The 26,433-nt window shown below is 70.1% G+C and carries 17 protein-coding genes; 5 read left to right on the forward strand and 12 right to left on the reverse strand.

Going from position 1 to position 26,433, the window contains the following annotated elements; translation table 11 throughout:
- Positions 1-199 precede the first annotated feature (199 nt).
- Entirely contained in the window at positions 200-5,425 is a 5,226-nt protein-coding gene (locus ACMCNK_RS01710; protein ID WP_412734592.1) for a diguanylate cyclase, read from the forward strand.
- Positions 5,426-5,696: 271 nt separating this feature from the next.
- Here ACMCNK_RS01710 and ACMCNK_RS01715 read toward each other — a convergent pair whose 3' ends face one another.
- Entirely contained in the window at positions 5,697-6,905 is a 1,209-nt protein-coding gene (locus ACMCNK_RS01715; protein ID WP_412734593.1) for a leucine-rich repeat domain-containing protein, read from the reverse strand.
- Here ACMCNK_RS01715 and ACMCNK_RS01720 point away from each other — a divergent pair.
- Both ACMCNK_RS01720 and ACMCNK_RS01725 read left to right on the forward strand, forming a co-directional pair.
- Complete coding sequence (locus ACMCNK_RS01720) at positions 6,895-7,425, forward strand: replication protein RepA (protein ID WP_412734594.1); 531 nt, start codon at positions 6,895-6,897, stop codon at positions 7,423-7,425. The two genes, ACMCNK_RS01715 and ACMCNK_RS01720, sit on opposite strands and share 11 nt — an antisense overlap.
- 297 nt (positions 7,426-7,722) lie before the next feature.
- A complete protein-coding gene (locus ACMCNK_RS01725; protein ID WP_412734595.1) occupies positions 7,723-8,991 on the forward strand; it encodes a barstar family protein in 1,269 nt (422 codons plus the stop codon).
- 148 nt (positions 8,992-9,139) lie between these two features.
- Here ACMCNK_RS01725 and ACMCNK_RS01730 read toward each other — a convergent pair whose 3' ends face one another.
- From ACMCNK_RS01730 to ACMCNK_RS01760, 7 genes are all read right to left on the reverse strand, one after another.
- Complete coding sequence (locus ACMCNK_RS01730) at positions 9,140-9,568, reverse strand: NUDIX domain-containing protein (RefSeq protein WP_412734596.1); 429 nt, start codon at positions 9,566-9,568, stop codon at positions 9,140-9,142.
- A gap of 243 nt (positions 9,569-9,811) precedes the next feature.
- Positions 9,812-9,943, reverse strand: a complete 132-nt coding sequence (locus ACMCNK_RS01735) for a hypothetical protein (protein WP_412734597.1) — start codon at positions 9,941-9,943, stop codon at positions 9,812-9,814.
- Between the two features lie 82 nt (positions 9,944-10,025).
- The gene (locus ACMCNK_RS01740) at positions 10,026-10,382 is read right to left on the reverse strand and encodes a hypothetical protein (RefSeq protein WP_412734598.1); all 357 of its coding nucleotides are present in this window, start codon (positions 10,380-10,382) and stop codon (positions 10,026-10,028) included.
- Positions 10,383-10,391: 9 nt separating this feature from the next.
- Entirely contained in the window at positions 10,392-14,834 is a 4,443-nt protein-coding gene (locus ACMCNK_RS01745; protein ID WP_412734599.1) for a polymorphic toxin-type HINT domain-containing protein, read from the reverse strand.
- Positions 14,835-15,431: 597 nt separating this feature from the next.
- On the reverse strand, positions 15,432-15,932 hold the full coding sequence (locus tag ACMCNK_RS01750; protein WP_412734600.1) for a hypothetical protein: 501 nt from the start codon (positions 15,930-15,932) through the stop codon (positions 15,432-15,434).
- Between the two features lie 84 nt (positions 15,933-16,016).
- Positions 16,017-16,724, reverse strand: a complete 708-nt coding sequence (locus ACMCNK_RS01755) for a Clp protease N-terminal domain-containing protein (RefSeq protein ID WP_412734601.1) — start codon at positions 16,722-16,724, stop codon at positions 16,017-16,019.
- 61 nt (positions 16,725-16,785) lie between these two features.
- A complete protein-coding gene (locus ACMCNK_RS01760) occupies positions 16,786-18,297 on the reverse strand; it encodes a serine/threonine-protein kinase (protein WP_412734602.1) in 1,512 nt (503 codons plus the stop codon).
- 106 nt (positions 18,298-18,403) lie between these two features.
- Here ACMCNK_RS01760 and ACMCNK_RS01765 point away from each other — a divergent pair, with 106 nt between their 5' ends.
- Entirely contained in the window at positions 18,404-19,660 is a 1,257-nt protein-coding gene (locus ACMCNK_RS01765; RefSeq protein WP_412734603.1) for a hypothetical protein, read from the forward strand.
- Positions 19,661-19,726: 66 nt separating this feature from the next.
- On the opposite strand, the gene ACMCNK_RS01770 is transcribed toward ACMCNK_RS01765, so the two are convergent.
- Both ACMCNK_RS01770 and ACMCNK_RS01775 read right to left on the reverse strand, forming a co-directional pair.
- A complete protein-coding gene (locus ACMCNK_RS01770; RefSeq protein WP_412734604.1) occupies positions 19,727-22,033 on the reverse strand; it encodes an alpha-amylase family glycosyl hydrolase in 2,307 nt (768 codons plus the stop codon).
- Positions 22,034-22,141: 108 nt separating this feature from the next.
- A complete protein-coding gene (locus tag ACMCNK_RS01775; RefSeq protein WP_412734605.1) occupies positions 22,142-23,506 on the reverse strand; it encodes an MFS transporter in 1,365 nt (454 codons plus the stop codon).
- Positions 23,507-23,689: 183 nt separating this feature from the next.
- Here ACMCNK_RS01775 and ACMCNK_RS01780 point away from each other — a divergent pair, with 183 nt between their 5' ends.
- Positions 23,690-24,622 (forward strand): universal stress protein, encoded by a 933-nt coding sequence (locus ACMCNK_RS01780; protein WP_412734606.1) that lies wholly within the window; start codon positions 23,690-23,692, stop codon positions 24,620-24,622.
- Here ACMCNK_RS01780 and ACMCNK_RS01785 read toward each other — a convergent pair.
- Positions 24,612-25,214 carry a suppressor of fused domain protein gene (locus tag ACMCNK_RS01785; protein ID WP_412734607.1) on the reverse strand — a complete coding sequence of 201 codons (603 nt, stop codon included), beginning with the start codon at positions 25,212-25,214 and terminating at the stop codon, positions 24,612-24,614. The two genes, ACMCNK_RS01780 and ACMCNK_RS01785, sit on opposite strands and share 11 nt — an antisense overlap.
- Before the next feature lie 75 nt (positions 25,215-25,289).
- Complete coding sequence (locus tag ACMCNK_RS01790) at positions 25,290-26,264, reverse strand: Acg family FMN-binding oxidoreductase (protein WP_412734608.1); 975 nt, start codon at positions 26,262-26,264, stop codon at positions 25,290-25,292.
- Between the last annotated feature and the right edge of the window lie 169 nt (positions 26,265-26,433).

Genomic DNA, 26,433 nt, shown 5'->3' on the forward strand with positions numbered 1-26,433 from the left:
ACCGGCTCGGCCGGCTGGAACCCATGATCCGCCATTGAGACTCGTGCCGGGATGACCGCATTACGCCGGTGGCCCGCCCGTGTCCGCCAAGGTCATCAATTCGACGCGTCGGGGCCTCCGCCCCGAGTGCCAATTCCTCAGCTCAACCTTTCGTCTGACGATATGACCGCGAGGGATCGATGAGGACCGGGGGGACCGCGTGAGCGACGTCGAGGCGCCTGGACGCCGCTTGTCCGCGGGCAGCCGTCTGGAGCTGACCGATCTCGACGTCGGCGCCGAGATCGGTCGCGGTGCCGCAGCCTCCGTGTTCCGGGCGGAGCGCCACGGCCGGCCGTACGCCCTCAAACAGCAGCGCGGCGCGGCCGGGCACGAGTCGGAGGCGCTGGCTGCCTTCCGGCGCGAGGCCGCCCTGATGGCGTGCGTCGACCATCCCGGCCTGGTGCGTACCCGCGCCGTCGGCCTGTACGACGGACGCCCGGCTCTGGTCACGGACCTGGTCGACGGCGCCTCCCTGGCCGACCTCCTGGCCGGCGGCGTGCTGGACCAGGCGCGCGTGGTCACGCTGGGCGCGGAAATCGCCCACGCGCTGGCCGCCGCCCATCAGGCCGGCCTGGTGCACCGCGACTTGAAGCCGCACAACGTCATGGTGCCGCGCTCCGGACCGGCCATGCTGATCGACTTCGGTCTGGCCGCCCGCGCCGGCAAGGCGGTTGCCGAGGACAGCGCGGTCGGCACGTTCATCTACAGCTCGCCAGAGCAGACCGGGATGCTCAAGCGCCCGGTCGACAGCCGCTCCGACCTGTACTCGCTCGGGGCCGTACTGTTCGAGTGCCTGGCCGGGAACCCGCCCTACCGGAGCTCGGACGTCGGCGCGCTGCTGCGCCAGCACGCCGCCGCACCCATCCCGGACGTACGCAAGATCCGCCCGGACGTCGACCCGGAGCTCGCCGAGATCGTCACCCGCCTGCTCGCCAAGGACCCCGACGACCGGTTCGGCTCGGCCATCGAACTGCTCGCCGCGCTGCGCCGCTGCTCCGCCGACGTGGCGCCCGGCGCGCCGACGATCTGGCCCCTGTACGGCCGCGACGCGCAACTGTCGGCACTGACGTCCCGGTGGGCCGGGGCGCGCGCCGGCGCCGGTGGCGTCGCCGTGGTCCACGGCCCGGGCGGGCTCGGGAAGACGAGCCTGATCGAAGCGGTCACCGCCGCCGCCGATGCCGCGCTGGTCCTCGACCTCCGCTGCGGCCCGGACGACACCGTGCCGCTGTCGGCGCTGCGCGAGGCGCTCGACCGCCGTATCCAGCAGTGGCGGGCCCTGCCCGCCGCCGAGTGGGCCGCGACCGCGCAGACCGTCCGGGAGTCGGCGATGGTGGCCGGCGCCGGCCTGATCAAGCCGCTGTCGGCGGGCTTGGCCGACCTGCTCGCGGACGTTCCGGACATCGCCACGGAGGGCCGCGACGAGCAGTTCGTCCACGCGGTCGCGACGTTCCTGATCGAACTGTCCGTTCGCCTCGGCCCTGCCCTGCTCAGCATCGACGACGCGCACTGGCTCGACGACACCGGCCGTCGCGTACTGGCTCATCTGGACCGTGGGCCGGGTGAGGCACCCCTGCTGGTGCTCGTCGCCGTCGCCCACGACGGAGTTACGGCCCCCTTCATCGCCGGGGCCGACCCGGTGCTGGCGCTCGGGGCGCTGCCCGACGACGACATGGCCGCGCTGGTTGCCTCCCGGCTGCCCGGGGCCCCGGTTCCCGCCGGGCTGGCCGCACACATCACCGGCCGTTCCGGCGGCGTGCCCTTGTCCGCGGTCGAGTATCTGCGGCGACTCATCGACGATGGACTGCTGGTGCCGCACTGGGACACCTGGCAGCTCGACGAGGAGGGCCTGGACGCGCTGCCGATCCCGGCCGACGGCCTCGACCTGGTCGTGTCCCGGCTCGACGAGCTGACGTACGCCGAACGTTCCGTCCTGGCCGTCGCGGCCGCCGTGGGCAGCCGGTTCGACCTCGACTTCGTGACCTCGGCGGGTGGGTTCTCCGCGGACGAGGTCGCCGCGGCCGTGGAGGCGGCCATCGGCCGCCGGGTGGTGGAGGCTCGCGCCGGTGGCCGGTACGGCTTCGTCTACCCGGCCGTCCGGCGGGCCCTGCTGGCCACGTTGGACCCCGCCGACCGCCGCGGCCTGCACGCGCGGATCGCCCGCAAGCTCGAAATGCTCTACCCGGCGGACCGCGAGGCCGACCACGTCTACGTCGTCGCCGGACACTACGCGCAGGCCGGCGCGGCAGACGAGGCCGAATCGGTGTACCGCACCAGCGTGGCGGCCGGCCGGCAGGCACTGGCCGACCAGGCGCCCGCCGAGGCCGTCACGTTCCTGGAGCAGGCCGAGAGCGCCGCGGAATCCCACGGGCTGCCGGTCGCCGTCGACACTCACCACCTGCTCGCCACGGCGTACCTGCGGGCCGGGCGGCTCACGCAGGCGCGGGAACGGCTCGACCTGGCGCTCGCGCGATCCGACGATCCGTGGCAGCGGGCGTCGCTGTGGACGACCCTCGCCGAGCTGCACAACGTCAGCTACGCCGACGAGGACGCGGCCAAGGCCGTCTTCGCCGGGCTGGCGGAGATCGGGCGGCCGCTGCCGCGCAACAAGCTGGCCCGCGTGCTGTCGGGGTTCGTTCCCGCGCTCGGGGCGGCGGTGATCCGGCGCACCGGCATCGGGTTCGGTACCGTACGCGGCCGGCGACGCGAGGAGTACCTCGTCCGGGCCCGGCTGCTGGACACCGGCGCCTACTCCGCCGCGCTGGGCATGCGGCTGGACGAGGTGGCCGCGTTCGCGCAGCGCGCCCTGTTCGTGGCGAACCGGCTCGGTCCGGGTGCCCCGCTCACCCGCGCCTACGGCATGGTGGGCTTCATCGCGGTGATGGTCCGGCTGCGGGGCATCGGCCTGCGCTGCTTCGCCCGCGCGGCCCGCTACGCCGCCGAGCTGGCAGACCCGGCCCTCGTCGCGTACGTCGACTTCACGCGCACCATGGGCCTGCTGTTCTCCGGCTCCGGCGACTCCGGCCGCGAATGGGAGGAGATGCTGGACCGGCACGCCCGGTGGCTGGAGCCGGCACAGTTCATCGCCGGTGTGGCCACCGCCGGGATGCGCCAGGTGCTGCGCGGCAATCCGCGCGAAGCGCAGGCCTGCTATGAGCGGGCCATCGCCGTGCTGCCGCCCGGGCGGGAGATCAGCGGCACCACCCTCGCGGCCCTGTCGGTCATGATCCCGGCCCAGCAGGGCCACCTGGGCGAGGCCGCCGCCGCGCTGGCCGACCTGCAGGCGTCGTTCGACCACGACACGGCGAGCATTCAGCAGCGCCGCACCCTGGTGCTGGCCACCATGCATTCGCTGGTCGAGCAGGGCGAGTTCGGGGAGCTGTTCGAGGCGGCCGCCGCCGACTTCGAACGGTACGCCGCCGGCGGCGAGCTGATGACCCACCACAACTGGTGCTACACCTACCTCGCGTACGGCCGCCTGACCCAGTGCCGGCAGGCATCCGGGCCGGACGCCAAGCTCCTGGGTGCCGCCCACGCCGCCGTACGCGACCTCGGCCGGCACACCGCCACGTCGCTGCTGCGGGCGGCGCACGGGATCACCCGGGCGGCCCTGCTGCTGCTCGAGGGCAAGTACGCCGCGGTCCTGCGCCTGTGCGACCGCATCGAACGCAAGGCGCGGCCGCTCGACTCGCCGCTGGTCGCGTTCGAGATCGCTCGTCTGCGCGCCCGGGTGCTGCACCGTACCGGCATCACCGGGGAGGCCGAGCGGCAGGCACAGTGGGCGCACATGATCGCGACCCGGTACGGCCTGGAGGGCCGGGCACGTCAGGTCCGCGCAGAGTTCGGCATCACCGACGCCACCTCCGCCTCACCCGGCACGCGGCTGGGGGAGCGGGCCACGCGTACGGTCGTCAGCCGGCGCATGGAAGCCCTCCAGCAGGTCAGCATCGCCGCCGCCTCGGTCCTCGACCCGGACCGGCTGGCGCGGATCGCGCTGGACGAGACGCTGCGCATCCTCGGCGCCGAGCGGGCGCTGATGTTCCTGGTCGACGACGGAGGCCAGGTCCGCCCGTTCGTGGGCCGTGACGCCGTCGGCAGCGACCTCGACGCGGTCAGCGACTACGGCTCCAGCCTGGTCCACCGCGTCGCGGACACCGGCGAGGCGCTCGTGGTGACCGGCACCGAACAAGGCGCGGCACTCGGCTCCGAGAGCGTGGTGGTGCACGGCCTGCGCAGCATCATGGTCGCTCCGGTGCAGATCAAGGGCCGGCTCATCGGCATCGTCTACCTGGACAGCCGGATGGCGCGCGGCATCTTCACCGAGGACGACGTGGAGGTGCTGACCGCGATCACCAGCCACGTCGCCGTGTCCCTGGAGACCGCCCGCGCCGCCCAGCTCGACCTCGCCGTGCGTACCGCGCGCCAGCAGCAGGAGCTGGCGGAGACGCTGCGCGCCAGCCTCGCCGAACTGACCACGATCCTCGACCCGGCGCAGCTGCTGCGTCAGCTGTTCGCGACCCTGCACACCCAGCTCGGTGCGACCACCGCCGTCCTGCTGCGTGGCAGCGACATGCTGACCGTCACAGACCTGGCCGGACCGGCACCCGGGCCGGTCGGCGGCAGCGTGGACCCGGGCACCGACCCGGCGTGGGCACATCTTCGCGCCGGGGGGTCCGTGACGGTGCTGCGCGGCGGCAAGGCGCCGGCCGCCGTCGCCGATCTGGTCGGCGTCCACCCGACGACGCTCGTGGTGCCGCTGGTCAACCGGGACGGTCCGGTCGGCGTGGTGCTTCTGGCCGGGCCGGCGTTCGACGACACCGCACGGAATGTGGCTGCAACGCTGACCGGTCAGGGCATGACTGCGTACGACAATGCGCAGCTGTTCACCCGGGTGCAGGAGCTGGCCACCACGGACGAGCTGACCGGTGTGCACAACCGCCGGCACTTCTTCTCGCTGGCGACGGCGCTGGTCGGTGTGGCACGGCGCAACGGCCACGGGCTCAGCGCGGCCATGCTCGACATCGACAACTTCAAAAAGATCAACGACACGTACGGGCACGGCGTGGGCGACGACGTCATCCGCGAGGTCGCCCATCGCATCGCCGCCGCCCTCAGGGAGTCCGACGTCCTCGGCCGCTACGGCGGCGAGGAGTTCGCGGTGGTCCTGCCGGGCAACGCCGAGGTCGACGTCGCCCCGCTCGAACGGATCCGGTTGGCCGTGGCGTCGGAGCCGGTGGCCACCCGCGACGGTCCGGTTTCCGTGACCATCAGCATCGGCCTGGCCGGCCTCGACATGCGCGACGACGGCCTCGATCAGCTGCTTGCCCGCGCGGACCATGCCCTCTACCAGGCGAAGACGGGCGGCCGTAACCAGGTGATCGCCGTCTAACGGGTAAGTGGTGGCATAGTTGCCCGTCTTGCGGTGCGCTTCGGGCATCGGGACCTATGACGGGGTGGCTGCCCGCGCTGCACTGCGTACGGCGCAGCGCGGGGTCCCTGGGCGGTCGGCATTACGGCCCGTCCCGAGAATCGGACATCACGGCACGAGCCTGCCCGCCCGCCGGTCCGTCGCCGCGGCGACGGACGCGGCATCCCAGGTTCAGCCGATCGGGGCAAGGTGATCGGAGGTCCGTGGGCGTCGTTGGATTGCCGGCGGTGTGTCAGCTTGGCTGGTGGTGGAGAAAGCGGCGGATCTGTTCCCGGCCGAACAGCAGGATGTCTCCGGCGCCGGGCGATGGGCGGTCGATCCATAACTCCTCGAGTGCGGGGAGGCTCGCCAGGGGCGTGAGGTCGTCCAGTGCGCGGCAGCCCTGAAGTGTGAGTACTCGCAGGCGTGGCAGTCCGGCCAGCCCGGCCACGCTGGTCAACGCCGCGCAGCTTCTGAGGTTGACGCGCTCCAGCGTCGGCACGGTGGCCAGGTCGTCCACCTGCCCCAGGCGCACGCACCCGCGCAGGTCCAGGTGCCGCAACCGGGGCGCCTGGGTCAGACCTCGGAGATCCGCGACGCCGGTGCCGCTCAGGTTCAGCGTGTCGACCCGAATGCCGCGCAGCGGCGCCGTGTCGACGAGTACGGAGTTGCTCAGATCCAGCTCCTGCAGGTCTGGCAACGCGGTGACCAGATCTGACCATCGTCCGTCGTGGACCTCGCGCAGGCTCAGTTGCCGCAGCGCGGGAAGGTGAGCCAGCAACTGTGGCCGGGCCGGCACGTCCAACCGCACCCGCGTGCACTTGTCCAGGCCGGTTCGTGCGTACCACCGCTGACGTGCCTCGCCGTCCTCCGGCCCGCCGTAGTACGCCTCCACGCTCGCCCGCGACTGATGCTCGGCCTTGAGGGCCTGCGCCGCCACGGTCACCCGGCTCCCCTCGTCGCACGCGTCGAGCAGCGGACCGGCCGCTGCCGGGTCGTCGTCCAGCAGCCCCCAGAACGCCCGATGCATGATCATCGGCATCGACATAGCGGTGGGCGGCCGGGTCGACAGGCGGGCCACGGTGCCGTGACCGGTCAACACGTACAGGCCGTCCGGTGCCGCTGCCAGCCAGACCAGCTCCCCGGTCGTTCGCCGCCCGCCGGGCTTGTGCTCGGCCGGCGGGGGAACGAGCAGGTCGGGCTTGTACGACCACAGACGCCGCCCGTCACTGTCGTAGGCCAGAATCTGGTCGCCGTCGGCCACGTATCGCACTCCGGCGACCGAGCACTCGGTGTGCCGGGGCGCAGGGTCGAACCCGGTCGATGGTGGCCAATGGGGCGGTGTCTCCGGGGCAACGGCCAACGGTTCAGCCTCCCCGGTGTCAGCGGCCAGGAACTCCGACGACACCAACGGCGCCTCCCACCACTCGTTGTAATACTCCCAGTAGTAGGTGGCCCGCATCGTCGTGTCGCCGGACTTCTTCGAGGAGGTCCTCCGCGCACCAGTGCCGATCGACATCGACGCCTGGAGGGCACCACGCGGCTCGGCCACCAGACTGGATCTATTCACCTGGCTGGCCTACACCATATTCAGCCTCAGACAGCCGGTATTCATCACCTACGAAAAGCTTCGCCAGCACTTCGGCACCACCGACGCCGACGACCGACACGCGCGCTACAACTTCAAGAGGCTCATCCTCAAACACCTGGCCAAGGTCCGCGTCGTCTACCCCGAAGCCCGCATCGAGGAGACTCCCGACGGACTGTGGCTGCGCCCAAGCCCACCACACGTCCCGATCAAGGGCACCCACGAGTTGCGCCGCGAAGCCCGCGCCCAGACCGCCGATGCCCGCTATGCCGCAGCGCTCGCCACAGACAAGGGACTGCTCCCGACAAAAGTCCCAACCGTCCGCAGGCCCCAAACGGCGAACGGGTGTCTCGGCCTGACGGCGGATCCGGACCTCCGCGCGGCATCTGCCTGACCGGCGGGGCTGTTGTCTGGTCTTCTGGGGCGGTTGGGGACGGGTTCGGGCACGCCAACACGCCAACACGCACGTGTACGCCGACAGCCACAGTCATTAGCCGAAACAGAGCGGCCCGCACCGGCGCCGGTGACCACGGCATCGAGTCACGCTCCGTAGATCCCCGACCGGGTTACGGTCGGGGGACCTGTGTGCGCTTCTGGCCGATGAGCGGATGCATTGAGGTTGCGGGTGCTGATGCTTCGCCGTCCATGAACATGCGCCGGTCGTAGCATCTCCAGCCGGTAGGGTCGCGGGGTGACAACGAGCGCCGGTCCCGGGGCTGACCGCCCACGGGAGCAGCGGCGGTGGACGTGGGAGCATCCAATCGGCCCGCGCTGGCTGCTCCTTGGCGACGTCGGCTTCGAGGGCTCCTACGAGGACGACATCCCGCTGGCGCTGTGTGCGGAGATCCAAGGACTGTTCGTCGACCTGCCGCCTCGACCGCGGGAGCGGTTCACGCTTGTCGGTTGTACCCCGGACGGCGCGCTTGCCGACCTGCTCGATCGGCTGCCCGCCGAGGCACTCGGCACCGAACGTGCCTGGCTGGGTGACATCTCGATAATGGCGCCCCCGTCAAACTCGCCGCCGTCCTGGTGGGGCGAGGACCTCGGCGACGTCGTCGTGCTCGCTCAACGGCCGAATACCACGAGGCCGGAAGCCGTGGACATCGATCTCGGCGGGTTCGTCCACGTCTACGACCGCACGGACGCGGTGGCACGTCCCGGCGAGGTCAACGAATTCGTCCTTCTGGGCCGAAACGAGGTGCGCTACGGCACGTGTCGGGACGTCACCGGCGTGTTCCGCGAGCAAGCCGCACCGCCGGTGCCGCAGATCCGGCTGCTCGGTTGCCGACCGGAAGCTCCATTGCTGACCGCGCTCGGCGCGGTCGGGCAGTCGACCAAGGCCGCCCAGCGTCGTCGCCGGATCCGCGCCGAGGTGTACATGGTGGCCGCAGATGGTTCGGTCAGCCGGGTGATCGACGCGGTGGTGTCCGGAACGGTCGACGCAGGCGAGCCGTCGCGGCTCGGTGCCGAACTCCTCGACGTGACCGTCGCCAGCGACCCTCGGGCACCGCTGCCGCGAGGGATCCTCGGCATCCTGGAGCATTGGTACACCGGACGGCCCGCCGAGAAGAATTTGTGGGCCGGCTACGACCGGGAGCTGCGCCACCACTGGGCCGGAGTGGCCCTCGCCCACCGCTCCGATGCGGCAGACCGGCCGGCCGGCACCACGTACGACCTCGACGGCCGGTTCGTGACCGACATCGAAGGGTTCTACTGCGCGCTCGGCGAAGCGATCAACGGCCCCGGGGGATACTTCGGCTGGAACCTCGACGCGCTCGACGACTGTCTCGCCGGGAGATTCGGGGCGCGGCCACCGTTTCGGCTGGTGTGGCACGACTCGGCCGTCGCCCGCGAGCGCCTCGTCGCCGGCTACGACCCGCGTCGGCTGGGTCCGGCGATCACCTTGGAGTACCTGCTGGACACGCTCGAGGCGCACCATATCGAGATCGACTTGCGCTGAGCCCACCGCCCACGTTGGCTCAGCAACCCCCGACGATCGATAGGCTGCGGACTCGGTCCGCGGACTGGACCTTCAGATCCGCATATTCATGACCGCGAATGCTGCTGCGATCACGGTGCATCGAGCGATGGCCGCGGCCTCGTCCGGCTCAGTTGCCTGCGATCGCGGCTACATGCTCTCGGTAGGCGGCGGAGGCAAGGAACTCGGTGAGGGCTGGACGGGCATACGCCGCCAGATCCAGTTCCAGGACCTGCGCGGCGGGCACGAACACCATCGCCCGCCCCTCGCCGAGGACGACGTCCTGCTGACGGGCCGAGGTCCGGCCGTGAAAGAGGAACCCGTACAGCGGGCTGGCCGGCATCGGACCCTCCCAGAACGGCCCTAAGCTGGCAACACGCAGGCCGGTTTCCTCCCACAGCTCACGATGGGCCGCTTCCAAAGGCGCCTCGCCGGGCTCAGCCACGCCAGCGGGGAAGGCCCACTGCTCAGGAAACGTCGGCGCATGTTCGTCACGCTGCTGCAGCAGCAACGCCGCGTCGGCGCCAACCAGAAGAACGCCCGCTACGAATTTCTGCATGAGCACGGATGATAGGCGCTGTTGATCATCTGCCCCTCCCCGCCAGCGGCCGCGACTCTCGTCCAGGCTGTGGCACTGCGCCCGGAGGTTAAACGGCAAGCTGAGGGGTGAGAGACCGACGTGGCGGCGCACCCCACACGTGCGTGGGGAGGACGAGAGCAGTACCCGGGTCTGCCCGTACGGCGACGGCACACCCCCACGTACGTGGGGAGGACACCTACCGCGACGGCCGCTGCCAGCTCGTCACCGGCACACCCCCACGTGCGTGAGGAGGACTAGACGAAGGGTGCGGCCGACGCCGTACAGCACCCACCCGATCCGGGCCGCCGTGGCGGCGAACAGCAAGCCGAGCAGGAAGAACACGATGCCCGCCATGGCGAGCGGTCGACCGCAGCGCCGATCTCAGTTCCTCCAGATCCACCATCACGGCCTTCCGACCGAAGGCACCGCTCATTGATCACAGCATCAACATCTGCTCGAAGAACGACGGATCCCTGTACGACCCCTCATCTTCGTGCCAGGCCGGCGGGCCGGACACCACGAAGTTCCTGCCCTCCCCATCGAGCAGGTAAAGGCCACCACGGAAAACCCCACCGACCTTCGAGACAAGGTCATCACGTCGGCCGCCATCGGCTTCGATAATCTCCAAGCCGTCCAGGTCCGGCTCGAGCAGCATGCGCGAGACCTGCCCGAACACGACGTCGATCCGGGTGTGATGGAGGTCGTCCTTGGCGCTGCGTAACAGGAGTACTCGGTGGCTGACCGAATACCGCCACACCTGAAAATGGCGGGTGGATTGGTACAGCAGACTCATTTCAGTCACCTACCTCAGACTCGCCCAGTCCGGCTCCGGCATTTCAGCCGCAGGAACTTCCTTGTTCCCGAGATAGAACTTCACACTTCGCCAGTCACGGTATCCGAGCCGGACGTAGAAGCCCAGCTGACCCAACTCCCAGTCCGTGGCACCCCAGGCGCCGGGAGTCTTCGCCAGCTTGTAGGAGTTGAGAAACTTTGCCATCGGCGTGTTTCCGTCCAGCCCATCGAGTGCGATATGCAACTCGGTGTCCGAGTCCTTGATGGCATCGTTGACGAGTTCTTGCCACTTGGCTAGCCCGGTCTCCGGATTCACCGCAGCCAAAGCCGGGTCGTTGAACGTCTTTGCATCGATGTTCATCTCGCGCAGCTTTGCTACCAGTGCCTCGGAGTGCTTGTTTACCCCGAAAACGACCGTACGGCCGCAGTTGTGCACAAGGATGGGCACCTTGCCGGCGAGCACATAGTACGTGTGGAGGTCGGCGACCGTGAGGTTGTGCATGCTCTGGTCGCCGTTGAAGTTGCGAACCGCGGTGACAGCGGTGGCCTTGCCGTGCGTGGTGGCAAGGGTGGCGCCTGCTCGGAGTTGTCCGGCCTCGGTCCAGGTTCTGGTTCCGAAATTCCAGAATGGGTGGTGCGCGGTGGTGTGCAGGACAGCTTGCTGACCGTCAGGCTGTTCGACGGTGAGGTCGGTCAGTTCGGTGTCGTCACTGGTGATGAGGTCGGTGACGGGTTCACTGACGGTGTCCCCAGTGGGACCAGCGGCCGGGTCGGTGGCTAGTACGTGGTCGCCGACCCGGATGTCGGCGATGGGTTTGGTGGTGGTGCCGTCGCCGAGCAGGACACGCGTGTCGGGGGTGAAGCTGTTGCCGCGCGTGAGGCAGGCCTTGGCGAGGTCTTGCAGGCCTTTGATGACCGGGTTGTCTTTGAGGTTGCGCAGGGCGTTCTCGACGGTTTGAATGCCCTTGAGCTTGATTGCTTTGGACATGGCTGCGAGTTCGTCGGGGCTGAAGGTGACCTTCAGTTTGCCGCCGAGCGATTCGGTGAGTTCGACGATGCGGGCGGTGGTGGAAGCGCCGAGTTCCTTGATGGCGTTGAGGAGTCCGCCTTCCCCGAAACGTGCGAGGCCGACGATCAGGTCTTTCGCGGAGATGTTGGCGATGCTTTTGAGCGTCGCCTTGGTGACGGTACCCAGACTGGCGAGTTTCGCGATGGATCCTTCACCGTCGGTGAGTCCAATGGTGACGATGTCGAACGCGGTCTCCCCGGCAGCGTATTGCCAGTCCTTCTTCCAGTCGTCCCAGTGCAGCAGCTGCTTGGGATCGCTGAACATCTTCTGATAGCCCATGACGAGCTCGAAGCAGACCCTCTCCCCGTCCGGCAGGGCGGAGGTGTCCGGCACGGTGTCGCCATGCGCCGGGCCCGAGGGCATGCCCCGCAGGCCATATACCGCGCAGTTGTCCATGGTCCACGCCCCTTGGACCATGCCGATCGCGCTGTCGATATAGCCCTTCGAAATCTGGGGGTTCGGGTTGAACTTACTGATCCAGTCCCCTTGTTCGCGGAGCCACGTGAAGAACTGGGTTTCGGTGGCTTGCTGCTCCGCGTTGTGGGCCTGCCACATCTGACTGTGCAGCGTCTCGGCCATGTTGGCGATGCCCTCGGCGGTGCCCCAGACCCCGTCGCTGATCTGGGTGACCGAGTCGCTCACCGCGGCGATCTTCTTGGCTAGGGAATCAGCGTTGAAGGCGGCGTCGCGGGCCTTGCCCGCGTAGAGGGCTGCCCCGTTGGCGGCCTGCTGCGCGACACCAGCGTCCCGCCCGGCCTGCTCGGCCATGTCCACAGCGCCGGCTGCCCAGTCCCCGGCCTCGTTTGCCGCATCGCCCGCGGCCCCGGCGGCGCCAACCGTGGCCTGGGCGTCTTTACTCGCCTCGCGCGCCGCGTCAATGGCGTCCTTGCTGGCTTTCACGGCGCGGCCGGCCGCCTCCGCGGCCTTCTGCGCCGCCACGTACGCAGGTTTGACCTGTGCGGCGGCCTTGGCGGCCATGTCGGCGGCGTGGGTGGCGGCGGCCGCGGCGTCGTCGGCGTGTTTCTGCGCGGCGGTGGCCTGCTGCTCGCCGATGAGCAGGGCGTTATTGGCCAGATCGATCGCGAACGCGGCATCGCTGTCGGTGTCGGCGTACACCGACCCCAAGTCGATGGCGGCAGCGGCGGGATCAGCGATCCCGGCGGCGGAAATACGCGCTTCGAGGGCGGCCCGGCCGGAGACCCGGGACTGGAAAGCCGCGATCGCGGACTGCCGGACCGCGTCCTGGGCAGCCTTGCTGGTCAGATCAGCGTCGGCGTGCGCGGCGGAGGCCCGGTTGATGGCCTCCCGGGCGGCCCGCACAGAGGCCCGCGCGTCGGCGTTGGCCTTGTTCGCATCGTTGATCGCCTTGACCGCGGCGGCCTGCGCGTCCGCGGCGTCCTGCCGGGCCAGAGCGGCTTCGTTGGCCGCGGCCCGGGCATCCGCCGCGGCGGCCGCGGCGGCTGCCGCGGCACGGCGGGCGTCCGCGGCCGCGGCACTCGCCTCGCCGGCGGCCGCCTTCGCGTCCGCGTGGGACTGGTCGGCAGCCTTGCGTGAGGTGGCGGCGTCAGTCTTGAGCCGGGCCGCGTCGTCCCGCAGCTTCTGCATGTCCGCCGTACCGGGGCAGCCGTTGCCGGTACCCGGGTGCTGGCAGTTGGTCTCCGCCTGAATTCTGCGGGCCTCGGCCAGCTGCGCCTCGATCTCCTTGGCCTTGGTGTTCTCGTTGTTCTGCTGGGCCTTCTCACTGAGCGCCTTGGCCCGGTTGGCGATGCCGAGGAACCGTTGCCCCGCTGCCAACGATTCTTCCTGGGACTTCTTCGCCGCGCTGGCCTTGGTCGACACAATGTTGTGCTGATCGATGGCGTGCCGGGCGGCGTTGTACGCCCGGCTCTGCTGCATGACCGCCGCCGCGGTGGCCGCCCGGGCGACGTCGCGTTGCCGGCGCGCATCGTTGTAGTAGCCGGCCGCGTTGTCGGCGTGCGTCTTGGCGCTGTCGGCGTCCTTCTCCGCGCGCAGCCGCTGGGTGTGGGCGTCCTGGGCGGCGGCCTGCGCGCCGGCGGCAAGCTTCTCGGCTCGGTCGGCGAGCTTCTCCGCGGCGGCCTGCTCCCGCTCGGCGGCCTGCCGGTACTTGACGGCGTTGTCCGCGTCCACCGTGGCATTACGGTCCGCGTCCAAGGTCTTGCCGGCGGCCTCGGTGGCCTCGGCGGCGTGGCAGGCGGTTTCGGCGGCCTGCTTCGCGGCGGTCCCGGCGTCGGCCTGCGCCTGGATCACGTCGGCCCAAGCGATGCCATGCGACAGACCGGTGTCCTGCAGCGTCTTCGCCTGCACCGCTGCGACACCGGCGTGCGCGGTGACCTGGTCAGCGTTACGGCCGGCACTCGCGGCGTCCGTGCAGGCCTGCGTGCGCAATGCGGTCAGGTCCGCGGTGTGGGTCTTGTTGCCGGCCTTGCGCAACGGCAGGTCCGCCGCGTAGGTGGCGTCGGCGGTCTTGGCGTCCTTGTTCGCCAGCCCCATCGACAGGGCCGCCTGGGTCAGCGCCTTGGTGGCGGTGATGCTCTCCTCGATGATCCGCTTCTGGGCGTTCGCGGCCTGCGTGGCCCGCCGCGCCAGGTCGGTCAGGTCGTCGACGGCCTTCGACCGGGCGGCGAGCGCCTCGGTGATCTGTTTCTGGGTGTCCGCGTCGTGTTGGCTCGCGGCTTTGTAGCCGTCGGTGTAGAAGTTCTCGATCACGGCAGGGTCGTCGCTGTCCAGGGCAGCCTGCCCGAGGGACTGCACCTCGTAGCCGCCCTGGTCGACGAGCTGTTCCACCCGGGCCCGGATCGTCTTGGCCTTGTCCGCCGCGCTCAGTGCGTCCTGCTTGTCGGCCAGCTCCGCCGCGGCCTTGCCGGTGGCGACGAACGCGGCGATCTTCTCGTCGTCGGTGCCCGCGAGCAGGGCCTTGGCCTTCTCCCGCACCGACGGGGTGCCGGTCTCGGCCCACTCCTGGAGCAGGTACCGGTCACGTTCGGCCTGATCTTTTTTGCGCTGCTCGCCGGCCTTGCGGTACACCGGCAGCCCGTTGTCCAGGAAGTCCTTGATCTTCGCCGGGTCGTTGGTTGCCAGCACCGCCTTCGCGGCCTCACGCACGTCTGGGTCTTCGTCGTAGTCGGCCAGGTCCTGCGCCAGCATCCGATCAAGCCCGGCGTCATCGACCGGGTCATCGGTGGGCAGCTTGTCCTGCGGTTGCCCCGCCAGCAGCTGCTGCAACGCCTGCTCCAGGGTTACCGCCCGCGGCCGGGCGGCGGCCACGGCCACCGGCGGCGCCGCGACCGCGGCATGCGGTGCCACCACCATCGCGGCCAGCCCTGCCGCGATTCCCGCGACCACGCGCAGCCGCCACCGCTTCACCGACGAAGACCTCACAAGAACCATCCCCGAACAATCAATCAATGCAAGAACGCAGGAAGAAACGCGCGCAGGACGCCGCGCATGAACGAACCCTTTGCGGACAAGGGGGCCCCGGAATCACCACCCGGGGACGTCGCGTCCGGCTGGTCAGTGACCCGAGCCGGCGGGGCTCACGAGCGCACCTTTCGGCACGGATCGTTGAGCCACGTCCACCGATCGACGCCAGCACCAGAAAGCCACTGAGAAACCCCCGTTGGAACGACACCGACCCACAGGCAGCCATCCGGCGTCCAGCAACAGGACACGAAGCCGCGGGTTGAGGGCCCCAGTCTTACCAGCAACCTCACAGCTATCAATGACCGATAGCGCCGTACCCAGCATGGTTTCGGGCGATAAACTCTCGGAAATCGCGGTGTGGATCACACCAGCAATGGTGAACCCTGCGGTCCTGCCCTCACGGCATGTGTACGGGTGGGCCACCCTGCCCCATTTGCATCGGTCGAACCCTGGTGTCGGATTCTCGATAGGCCCCATGCCGCGCCCGGTGCGATTCGGTGTCGAGGGGACCCGCCGCCAGGAGTTGCTGGTAAGTGGGAGTCAGTCCTCGTATCGATCACGGACGGCCAGCGGGATTTCGAGGATCGTGAGGGCGTCGGCCCAGCGATCCTGGTTATCGGCTCGGCCCGAACGGGTGCGTTCTACGTGATCGGCGAAGTGGAACTTCATCTTGTGGTATGCGCCGGCGTGACCCGAGGCACGCTCAACGTCGATCTTACGTAGAGCCGATACCGGATACACCGCGCTCGTGCCGTTGGCCCGAGACACCTCAATCTCGCTTGGCCGGGCCGCTGGAACAAGCCTGACCCGTACCACCGACCGCGTGTCGTACTGCCAGAAGGTCAGCGTGGCCGCGGCGAAAAGGAAGTACGTGACCGGCGCCACCAGTAGTGCGGCCAGTGACATACGCGAGCCTCGGGCGCAATCCAGCAACAGCAGCGGAGCTTCGAAGGCCAAGCCCAGCCCGAGGATGGCCCCCAAGCCCCGGGGGTAGCGGTCGGCGTCGTCGGCGAACCAGTCGAGATCTTGGGGTTCGTCCATGCCGTCATGATGACCATGGCCAGCAAGTCCGGCGGCGCCGCGAACCCCCGCAGCTGAAACACCAAGCAGTCTCGTCCGTGACGTCTACGCTCCGGCGGCGCTGATGGACGCTTCGGCGGCGGCCTTGTCGACGCCGAGGCCGGCGAGGACACCCGTGCCGTCCTCGAGTTCGAGAAGCGCGAGCAGGATGTGCTCGGTGCCCACGAAGTTGTGGTTCATCCGCAGGGCCTCCCGGAACGTCAACTCCAGGGCCTTCTTGGCGTGCGCGTCGAACGGGATGAGTGCAGGCACGGAATCGGCTGCCGCCGGCAGCGTCGCGACGGCGGTCTGCCGGACGGCGTCGAGCGACACGCCTTGCGCGACGATCGTCCGGGCGCCGACCGAGTCCGGGTCCGCCACCAGGCCGAGCACCAGGTGAGCCACGCTGATCTGGCTGTTGTTCCTGGTGCGGGCCTCTTCCTGGGATGTGATGACGACCTTCCGGGCTCGTTCGGTGAAGCGGCTGAACCCCTGGCTGGCGTCGAGGTCCGGCGTGTCGCCCTTGGCGACGAACCGCTTCTGGGCGGCTTGTTTGGTGACACCCATGCTGCGGCCGATCTCCGTCCAGGAGGCGCCGGAGCGGCGCGCCTGGTCCACGAAGTGCCCGATCAGGTGATCCGCGACGTCACCGAGGTGGTCGGCGGCCAGCACTGCGTCGCTGAGCTGGTCGAGGGCGTCGGTGTGGGCCTTCTTGATGGCGTCGATCAGGTCGTCGAGCCGGACCGAGCTGGTGATGGATTCAGGTGTGGTCATGGGGTCAACCATAGGTTGACGCTGCCGTGCAGTCAACCCATGGTTGACGGTCATGGCGACGTCATCCCTCTCCTTCGTCGCCGTCGTTCTTTCCCCGGCCGTGTCTGTCCTCGCCCGTTGCGGCCTTCTGATGTTTCGGGTGCGGCCCAGGGGGAGACGTGGTCGACACTGTCACAGAGAAGACGGCCTGGCATGTCGTGCCGTTGAGCTGGAACCGGTCTGGCAGCGAGGCCGTGTTTCGGTAGGTGGCGTCGAATCCGGCGGGGATGGAGGCGCCGGGCTCCACGGTGCCGCCTTGCGCCTGCACCGATCGGCCCGACTGGTTCCACTGCGCGGCCCAACCGCGGACGATGTGCTGCTCGGTGGGGAAGGGGAACGTCAGCCGCCAGTTCGTCATGCGCGTCCGGCCGGTATTGGCGATCGTGACGGCGGTGGTGAACCGGCCGTTGCCGGTGTGGCGCATGGCGTAGCGGACGGAGCACTGCGGCTCCGGCGGACTCACCGGAGCGGCAGCGGCCGGACCGGGCAGGCCCGCGGCGTCACGATTTCCGGATTCCTGGCCGAATCCGACGAGGCCGAGCGCCGTGGCGGTCACCAGCACAACCGCGGCGGCCAGCGGCCAGGCGACCCGCCGACGCGGAGGCCGTGATTCCCCACCGGCCGTGGCGTCCGGGTCCTCCGGTGCGTCCGGGGCGAGCATCGCAGGTGTCACGCCCGCCACCCGGCCGAGGACCGCTGCCGCCTCCAACGCCGTGGGCCGGGCATCAGGGTGCTTGACCAGGCACTGCCGGCACAGCTCGGCCACCTCGGGCGGGAGCCCGTCGACGGGCGGCAGTGCCGCCGGTTCGTCGTAGAGATGCGCTCTCAGCATTTCGGTGGTGGTGGAAGCGCGCCAGGGCAGGCGCCCGGTCAGCATGCGATAGAGCAGCAGTCCCAGCGCGTACACGTCGGTGGCGCCGTGCACCGTTCCGCCGTCGAGCCGCTCCGGGGCCAGATAGGCCGGCGTCCCGAGCAGTTCGCCGTCGTGTCGGTCGGCGTCGCCGATGCCGGCGGAGATTCCGAAGTCGACCAGTTTCACGCCGTGCCCGGTCACCATCACGTTGCTGGGCTTGACGTCACGGTGAGCGATGTCCCGCTCATGCGCGGCGGCCAGCGCGGCCGCGACCTGGGCGCCCACCAGGACCGCCACCCGCCACGGCAGCGGCCCGCCGGTGAGCAGCTGTTCGAGCGAACGTCCCTCGACGAGTTCCATCACGACGTACGGCAATGATCGTCCGTCATCGAACCGCTGCTGGCCGTAGTCGTGGACTTCGACGATGTGGGGGTGTCGCAGGCGGGCCGCCGCTCGTGCTTCCAGATGGATGCGATGTACCAGGTGCGTGTCCAGGGCGAGCTGGGGCGAGAGGAGCTTGACCGCCACATCCCGTCCGAGCACGTCGTCGTGGGCACGCCAGACCACCGACATCCCGCCCTGGCCCAGGCGGTCCACCAGCCGGTACCGGCCGTCCAGCACGTACGCATGCTCCATGGCCATGCCCTTGCCCGGCACGCCGGGCCGGAAAACGATCCACATCGAGGGAGTTCTGCCGGGCTGGACTGGACACGCCCGTCGATGACCGTCGGTGGCGGGCTTGTCCTAGACTGCCCCGGCGTAGCTGGCTAGGCACCACGGGGAGAAAATGACGCAGAGCGATGACCGGGCTGCGCCCGGTCCGACGCCGGCCGTCCGGCCGTTTCCGCCGTCGCAGATCGCGCTGCTGATGGCCGCCTGCGTCCTGCTCGGCATCGGCACCCGGGTCGCGCTGTTCGGGCATGTCAGCGACGACTTCCGGAAGTACCTCCTGCCGTGGTGGCAGTTCATCACCAGCCACGGCGGCTACCGCGCGCTGCGCGACAACTTCGCCAACTACAACGTGCCGTACCTGTACATCCTGGTGGCCCTCACCTACCTCACCGGGCATGTGCTCGCCGCCATCAAGGCGGTCTCGGTGCTCTTCGACGCAGCCCTGGCGGTGCTCACCTACGTCATCGTCCACCGAAGCGGACGCAGCCCCCGGGTGGCCGGGTTCGCCGGCCTGGGCGTGTTCTTGCTGCCCACGGTGGTGCTCAACAGCGCGATGTGGGGTCAGTGCGACTCGATCTATGCCGCGTTCACCCTGGCCGGCCTGGTGTTCCTGATGCTGCGCCGCCCCTGGCTGGCCTGTGCGGCCTTCGGCGCGGCGTACGCGTTCAAACAGCAGGCCCTGTTCGTTTTCCCACTGCTGCTCGTGCTGGCCCTGCGCCGCGAGCTGCCCTGGCGGACGCTGTCCGCGATTCCCGCGGTGTTTCTGCTGCTGGACGTGCCGGCCCTGCTGCTCGGCCGGCCGATCGGCGACCTGGTGACCGTCTACGCGGCGCAGGCCCGGGCGGAGTCGACGCTCACCGCGCTGGCGCCCTCGGCGTACGCCCTGGTCCCGCACCCCTCCGAGGCCGCGATCGGGCCGCTGCGCATCGCCGGCACACTGCTCGCCGGGGCGGTGGTGCTGCTGATGGTCGGGCTCATCGCCAGCACCCGGGAGGTGCTGAACCCGGCCCGGCTGGTGCTCGTCGCCACCACGTTCGCCATCGCCGTGCCGTTCCTGCTGCCCGGCATGCACGAACGCTACTTCTTCCTGGCCGACGTGCTCAGCGTCGCCGCCGCGTTCCTGCGGGCCCGCCGGTTGTGGTATCTGCCGCTGCTGGTGCAATACGCCTCGCTGGCGTCGTACGCGCCGTACCTGTTCGGGCACGAGGGCGAGCCGCAGTCGCCGCTGCCGGCGCTGGCGATGCTGGCCGCCCTCGTCGTCATGTCGATCCACCTTGTCCGGGAGTTGCGGCTCGGTCCCGCCCGGCCCGGCACGGCCGGTGAGCAGACCCGCGACCGCGCCGCACGGCCGGACACGGTCCGCGGACGGTAGGCCGTCGCGGGCAGCGGCGGCCCTCACCTCCCGCCGGCAGCGAACCGCCCGGCCTTCCCGCCGGCCTCACTTGGCGATCAGGAGCAGCACCGCGCGGCCGTGCAACAGGTACGTGGCGCCCTGCGCGCCGACCGCGGTCTCCGCGCCCGGGTCGGCGACCTGGCCGGCGCCTTCGGCCCAGGTCGACGTGTCGGTGACGCGGTACCAGGACTGGCCGGCGGGCGGCGCCGGGAGTGTGAACGTCACGTCGCCCGACCAGCCGTTGTAGCCCACGTAGAGGGCGGCGGCGGTGTCGCCCAGTTCGGTGCCGTCGTAGCGCCACGCGAGCGCGTGGTTGTCGCCGTTGCTCCAGTACGCCGCGTCGGGTGCCGTGGCGCCGGGGGTGAACCAGTCGAGCTGGCCGAGGCCGTTGCCGTTGCCGTCGGCGGCCGAGTAGAAGGTCAGCGGCCGCAGCGCGGCATGTGCTTTCCGGAAGGCGATCATCCGCTGGGCGTACGTCCGGAAGTTCGCCTCGTCGGCGGTCAACGACCAGTTCAGCCAGTTCGCCGCACTGTCCACATTGTACGAGTTGTTGTTGCAGTTGATGCTGCGCAGCATCTCGTCGCCGCCGGTGATCAGCGGCGTGCCGCCGGAGAGCATGAGGAACGCGAGCCCGTTGCGCGCCGCCTTGCGCTGGTCCGCGGCGATGTTGCCCTGATCCCAGGACCTGTTGTCGTCACTGCCGCCGTCGGACGGGCCGTACGGCCACGGCTGGTTGTTGTTCTTCCCGTTGCAGCTGTAGAGGTCCTTGAGCGTGAAACCGTCGTGCACGACCATGATGTCGATGGAGTTCCACGGTTTGCGGCCGTCGCCGGCGTAGAGATCCGAGGAGCCCGCGAAACGGGTCGCGAGGTCGCCGGGGGTCACCGTGGCGACGCCGAGCTGGTTCTGGTCGGCCCGCAGCGTGTCGCGGAAGATGCCGTTCCACTCCGACCACCCGGGCGGCAGGTTCCCCACCTGGTAGGTGCCGGGCCCGATGGCCCAGGGCTCGGCGATCCAGTCCACGCCGGTGCCGCCGCCGGCCGGGCGGGCCGGCATCTCGGCGGTGAGCCGGTTCAGTGCGGTCGCCGGGTTCGTGCGGCTGTAGCTGTAGCAGCCGTGCTGGCAGGTGTTGCCGAGCACCGTGGCGAGATCGAACCGGAGGCCGTCCACCCCGAGGTCGTTCTTCCAGTACGCGACCGAGTCCACGATCAGGTTCTGTGCGGTGGCGTTGAACGTGTTGAACGTGTGCCCCAGACCCGTCACGTCCATCTCGCCCTGATGATCGCTGGTCAGCGAGTAGTACGTGGGGTTGTCCAGGCCGCGCCACGAGAACAGGGGATAGACGGTCTTGTCGGCGGGAACGGCCCGGCCCCCCTCGGCGGTGTGGTTGTAGACGACATCGACGAAAACCTTGATCCCGGCGTCGTGGAACGCCTTCACCATCGCCTTCACCTCGCGGGTCGGTCCGCCGGGCGAGGTGTCGGACGAGTAGTGGCGGTCCGGCGCGAAGAAGTTCAGCGTCTGGTAGCCCCAGTAGTTGTCGCCGCTCGTACTCGAGGGGTCGGTGTCGTTGCCGTCGTTCTGGGTTTCCTGCAACGGAAGGAACTCCACCGCTGTGACGCCCAGCGCGGAGAGGTAGCCGGCCTTGAGCGCGGCACCCGCGTAGGTGCCCCGGACGCCCGCCGGAACTCCGGGGTCGTTCCTGGTGAGGCCGCGCAGGTTCACCTCGTACATGATGTCGTCCTTGAACGCCCGGGTCGGTTTCGTTCCCGTGCTGGTGGCGTCGGTCGCGAGCACGATGCCCTTCGGCGCGATGGTGCCGGTGTCGACACCTCGCCGCGCCGATCCGGTGGCGTAGTCCGTCGCCGCCGGGTCCTTGATCGCGGTGTCGTGGCTGATCTCCCGCGCGTACGGGTCGAGCAGCAGCTTGTTGGGGTTGAAACGGTCCCCGGCGGCGTCGACGTCGGAGACGAAACCGATCTGCGAACCCTTGGCCCAGGCGCCGTCGTAGGGCCAGTTCGGGCCCCACGCCCGGTATCCGTAGTAGATCGTGGCGGACACGCCGGCGGCCCGCAGGGTGGCGACGCTGACCGTCGCCGACCAGACCCCGGACGCGTCGCGGGTGAGCACATAGGACGCCTTCTCCTGCTGGCCGGTCGCTGCGGCGTACACGTAGACCGCGATCCGGGTGGCGTGCGCGGAGAAGACGCGGAACGTCACGTTGGCGCCGGTGCCGTCGTAACGCCCGCCGAGCTTCTGGGCGTCGATGCCGGCGTGCGCGACATCGGGCAGGACGGCCAGCCCGGCCAGTGCGAGCAACGTCGTGAAGAGAGCGCAGAGCAGTCGCCGCATGACTGACTCCCGACTGTGAGGGGGACGGCGCGGGGATGGGCTCTGCAAGCGCTTGAGAGATTACGAAAAAAGTTACAACCTTGTTTCAGGAACGTCAATGGATGTCGCTCAGCCGCGGCGCCGCAGCACACGGCGCAGGTCCTCACGCACCGGCACACCCGTACGATCATCCATCTGCCGCAACGCCACCGCCCCGACCGCGATGCCGAGGGCGCCCGCGCCGAGGAACAGCAGGCGGCTGCTCGCCAGCGCGATCGCGTGATCGCCGAACCGCAGCTGACGCGACGACCCCAGCCCCACGAGCGCGCTCGACGCCGACACCGCCAGCATGAGCACGGCCCGCGCGGTGGTCTGCACGAACGCGAAGACCCGGCCCCGCACGTCGTCGGCCACCTCAGCGCCGATCAGCGTGATACCGGACAGGAACGCCGCACCGGCACCGAACCCGACAACCAGCACCTCGGCGATCGCACCGGACAGCCGGGGGGTGACGGCCAGCAGCATCACCGCGGTGCCCGCGAGCATCACGGACAGGGCGAACGTCCGCCGCCGCGACAACGGCCCGGCCAGCCGCGGGCCGGCCGTCACACCCAGCCCGAAACCGGCGAACAGCCCCGCGAACAGCAACGCGAACGTGGCGTCACCGCCGCCGAGGGAACGGGCGTAGAACTTGGCCGTGCCCACGATGATCCCCGCGCCGCCGAACGCGCCGAGCAGGCCGATCAGCAGGCCCCGCAGCAACGGTGTCCCGGACAGGTACCGCCAGCCCGCGGCGAGCGCCCGCCGCGGATGCTCCCGCGTGGCGGACCGCTCACCCCGGCCGGAGAGCTCCGGCACCCCGAACCAGACGACCAGCGCGGAAGCCAGGAACGTGAGCGCGTCGAAGTAGAGGGCGTACCCGGTGGCGTCGGTGCGCCCGATGCTGGGCAGTTCGAGCAGCCCGGCGAACGCCAGCGCGGCGAGCACCGGCGTCACCGCGTACGTCGTGGCGATCGTGAGCTGGTTGGCGGCCTCCAGCCGGTCGCGGGGGATCAGGTTGGGCACCGCGGCCTCCTTCGCCGGGTTCCAGATCATCGCCGCGACCTGAGCCGAGAACGCCGCCGCCGCAGCCCACCCCACGATCATCGCGGGGCCGGTGAGCAGCACCCCGGCCAGCGGGATAGAGGCGAACAGCAGGAAGCGCGCCACGTCCGCGTACGCCATCGTGCGCCGCCGGTCGAAACGGTCGGCGAGGACGCCGGCCAGCGGACCCAGGATCAGCGACGGCAGCAGCTGTACCGCGACGACGCCGCCGAAGGCGGCCCCCTGACCGGCCGAGGACGACAGCTGGCCCGCGGCGAACGTGGACGCGCCGAGCAGGCCCAGCCAGTCGCCCAGCGACGACAGGCCGAACACCAGCCACAGGCGGCGGAACGGCCGCAACCGAACCACGTCCGCCAGCGCAGACTCACGGGGCACCCGAACGCGGGCCACGCCGACAACCATGTCCCGCGCCGGGCGGCCGGGCCAGAGCCGAAGGTCACCACGATCCACGCCCGGCATCGGTCCCCGCAGAACGGGACCTTCGCCCCTGATCGGCGGGCCGCGACCGAGATCGGATGGGGACCGTGAGCGCTCGTGAGGCGCAGTGTTCAGCCGTTGACGTGGGGAGAGATCATGAGCGCGGACCCGGCCGTCCTCGTCGGTACCGATGGATCCGAGGGCGCGCAGGCCGCGGTCCGGTGGGCCGCGGTCGAAGCGGTACGCCGCGACACCGACCTGATCATCCTGCACGCCCACGACGAGTCCTGGGCCCGGCTACCGCGCGACCGGGGACGCCAGGCCCGCTTCGCACCCGCCGCCGTCATCGACCTCACCGGTAACGAGGCCGAGGCGGTCGTTTCCGCGGCACGAGCCGCGGCCCAGGCGATCGCTCCCCGCCTCGCGGTGCACACCGAGGTCGTCGCCGGAGATCCGGTCCAGGCACTGCTGAGCCGGGCCCCCGAGGTCGGCGTGATCGTCGTCGGCCATCGCGGCCGGGACGGCTTCACCAGCCTCATGCTGGGCTCGGTCAGCCAGCGCGTCGCCACGCACTCCGCGTGCCCCACCGTGGTCGTGCGGGGCCGCGACATGGCCATCGGCGGGCCCGTGGTGGTCGGTGTCGACGGCTCGGCCGACAGCGATCACGTGCTGGAGGCGGCGTTCACCGCGGCCGCTGCGCGCCGTGCCCCGCTGCTGGCGATCCTGGCGTACCCGATGCTGTTGCCCGCGGTCGGCTTCGGGGCGCCGTCACCGATACCGGTGGAACTGGAGCAGCTTCAGTCCGACGCGGAGCAGGAACTGGAACAATCGCTGGCGCCCTGGCGGGCGAAGTTCCCCGAGGTGACGGTCCAGACCCGGGTCACCGGTGGTGGTGCCGCACGCCAGCTGGTCGGCGCGTCCCATTCCGCCCAGCTGGTGGTGGTCGGCAGTCACGGATCGGGCGTCGTGACCGGGGTGTTGCTGGGCTCGGTGAGCTTGCAGGTTCTGCATCACGCCGACTGCCCGGTACTGGTGGCCCGCGCGGTGACCTCGGACCGTACGGCCAGCCGCCCTCCGCTCAGTACCTGACGCTGCACGGGCGATCGGGATCGGTCAGCGAAACGCCCTTGGCTTCCAGGATCTCCTCGAACGTGTCGAATCCCTTGTCCACGATGAATCGCCGTTCCGCGTCGTAGATCGGCTGCACCTGGTGCAGCCACACGGTCCCGGAGCCCGTCTCCGTGCTGACGAAACGCCCGCCCCAGGCGTACGGGTGGACGATGACCACATGCGGCATCCGCTCGGCGAGTGACTGCAGATCGTCCTGCATGCTGATCGCCTGGCCGACCGTCGCCCCGTGCCGCGGCGCGAATCCCCGGTCCATCATGGTGAACGCAAGGTCGGCCAGCGCCCCATCGAGCCGCAGGTCAGGCGAGCGCAGCGCGCTGACCAGCTCCGACCGCCGCGGCGACCCGCCGTCGGCGAAGTCGTGGTGGGCCAGCCCGAACGTGCACCAGGTGGTGACGCCCGGTTTGGGACAGTCGGCAACCTCCATCACGCCGAGCTTCCGATCCAGATCCGTGCGGTGCGGCAGGGACATGCGGTGGACCGCACCGAACGCGGCCACCTGCTCCTCCAGGTAGTCGGCGAGACGATCGACGTCGTCGTTCGGCAGACGCATGGTGACCTCCGACGGGATAGCAGCGCCCGCTACCGTAGCGTGCGCCCGCCGCAGATCCCTCCCACGTACCTGTTGTCACCCGGCAGTGAGCACCTGCGCCGGGGGACGCCGGGGGGCGCTGGATCCGCCCTCGGTGTGGCCGAGCTGGAACAGCATCTGCGGGTGCCCGGCGCCGGCCAGGTGCTTGAGTTCGGCCCGGAGGACCGGAATCTCCAGTGGCTGCGTGTAGAGGGCGGCGTGAACGCCGTGGTTCGCGGCGTGCAGCAGCATGCGTTGCAGCGCCTGACCGGCGCGCAGCCAGGCCCGCGGGTCGTCGCGGCCGGTGGTCAGCAGCATCGTGGTCGGCCAGCGGTGCCGCAGCGGGATCGTGGTCGACGTCGGTGTGCCCGGCCCCAGCGCGCGGGGCGTGAACCGGCCGGGCCCCGCGTCGACCCCGCCGGCGACCTTGGTGAGGCCGTCACGCTGGGAGCTGCCCGGCGGGCGCAGCCAGCGATCCAGCTCAGCCCGCATGGCGGGCTGGCGGTCCTGCGCCCGCTGCGCCTTGGCGGTCAGATGGGCCACCTGGCGCAGCGTGTGGTCGTCGTCGAGCACGATCGCGCGGCAGCCGGCCCGGCTGGCGAGCCGCCGCAGGCGGACCAGCAGCCCGGGGGCGACGGGAACGTCGTCGAACGGGCCGCGATGGGTGTGCCGTTCGAGGACGGTGGCGAACATGTCCAGCTCCAGCGTGCTGGTCTCGTACGCCGGGCCCACGGCGACCCGGGCCACCAGGGTCCGGTGGGCGGGATCGGGCCAGCGGCGTACCCAGGGCTGATGGCCGAGCCACCGCACCCCGAGCATCAGCGTCGCCAGCGCCGCGCCGCAGCTGATGATCAGCTCGCGTCCGGCCGGATCGACGATCGGCAGGCGGCGTCTCGGGTCGGCCCACAGTTCGACCCCGCCGTCCGGGCGGTGCACGAAGCGCCACGGCTGGGTGTTGTGCACCGACGGTGCGCGGACCGCGGCGCCGACGAGAAACTCGGCGAGGTCGAAATCGACGATCGACCGCATCATGCTCGCAACCTCCTTCGGGTACCGCAGATGCTCAGAGTCATCCGTAGTACCTCCGCGAACCAGGGTCGTTCGGCCTTCGGTTCGCCGGCTCTACGCAGAACGCGACCTGCGGACCCTGGAAACGTCAACGGCCCGCCCCGGGAGTCCGGGACGGGCCGTTGTGCGTACG

The organism is Krasilnikovia sp. MM14-A1259, assembly GCF_047159535.1.
Lineage (GTDB): Bacteria > Actinomycetota > Actinomycetes > Mycobacteriales > Micromonosporaceae > Actinoplanes.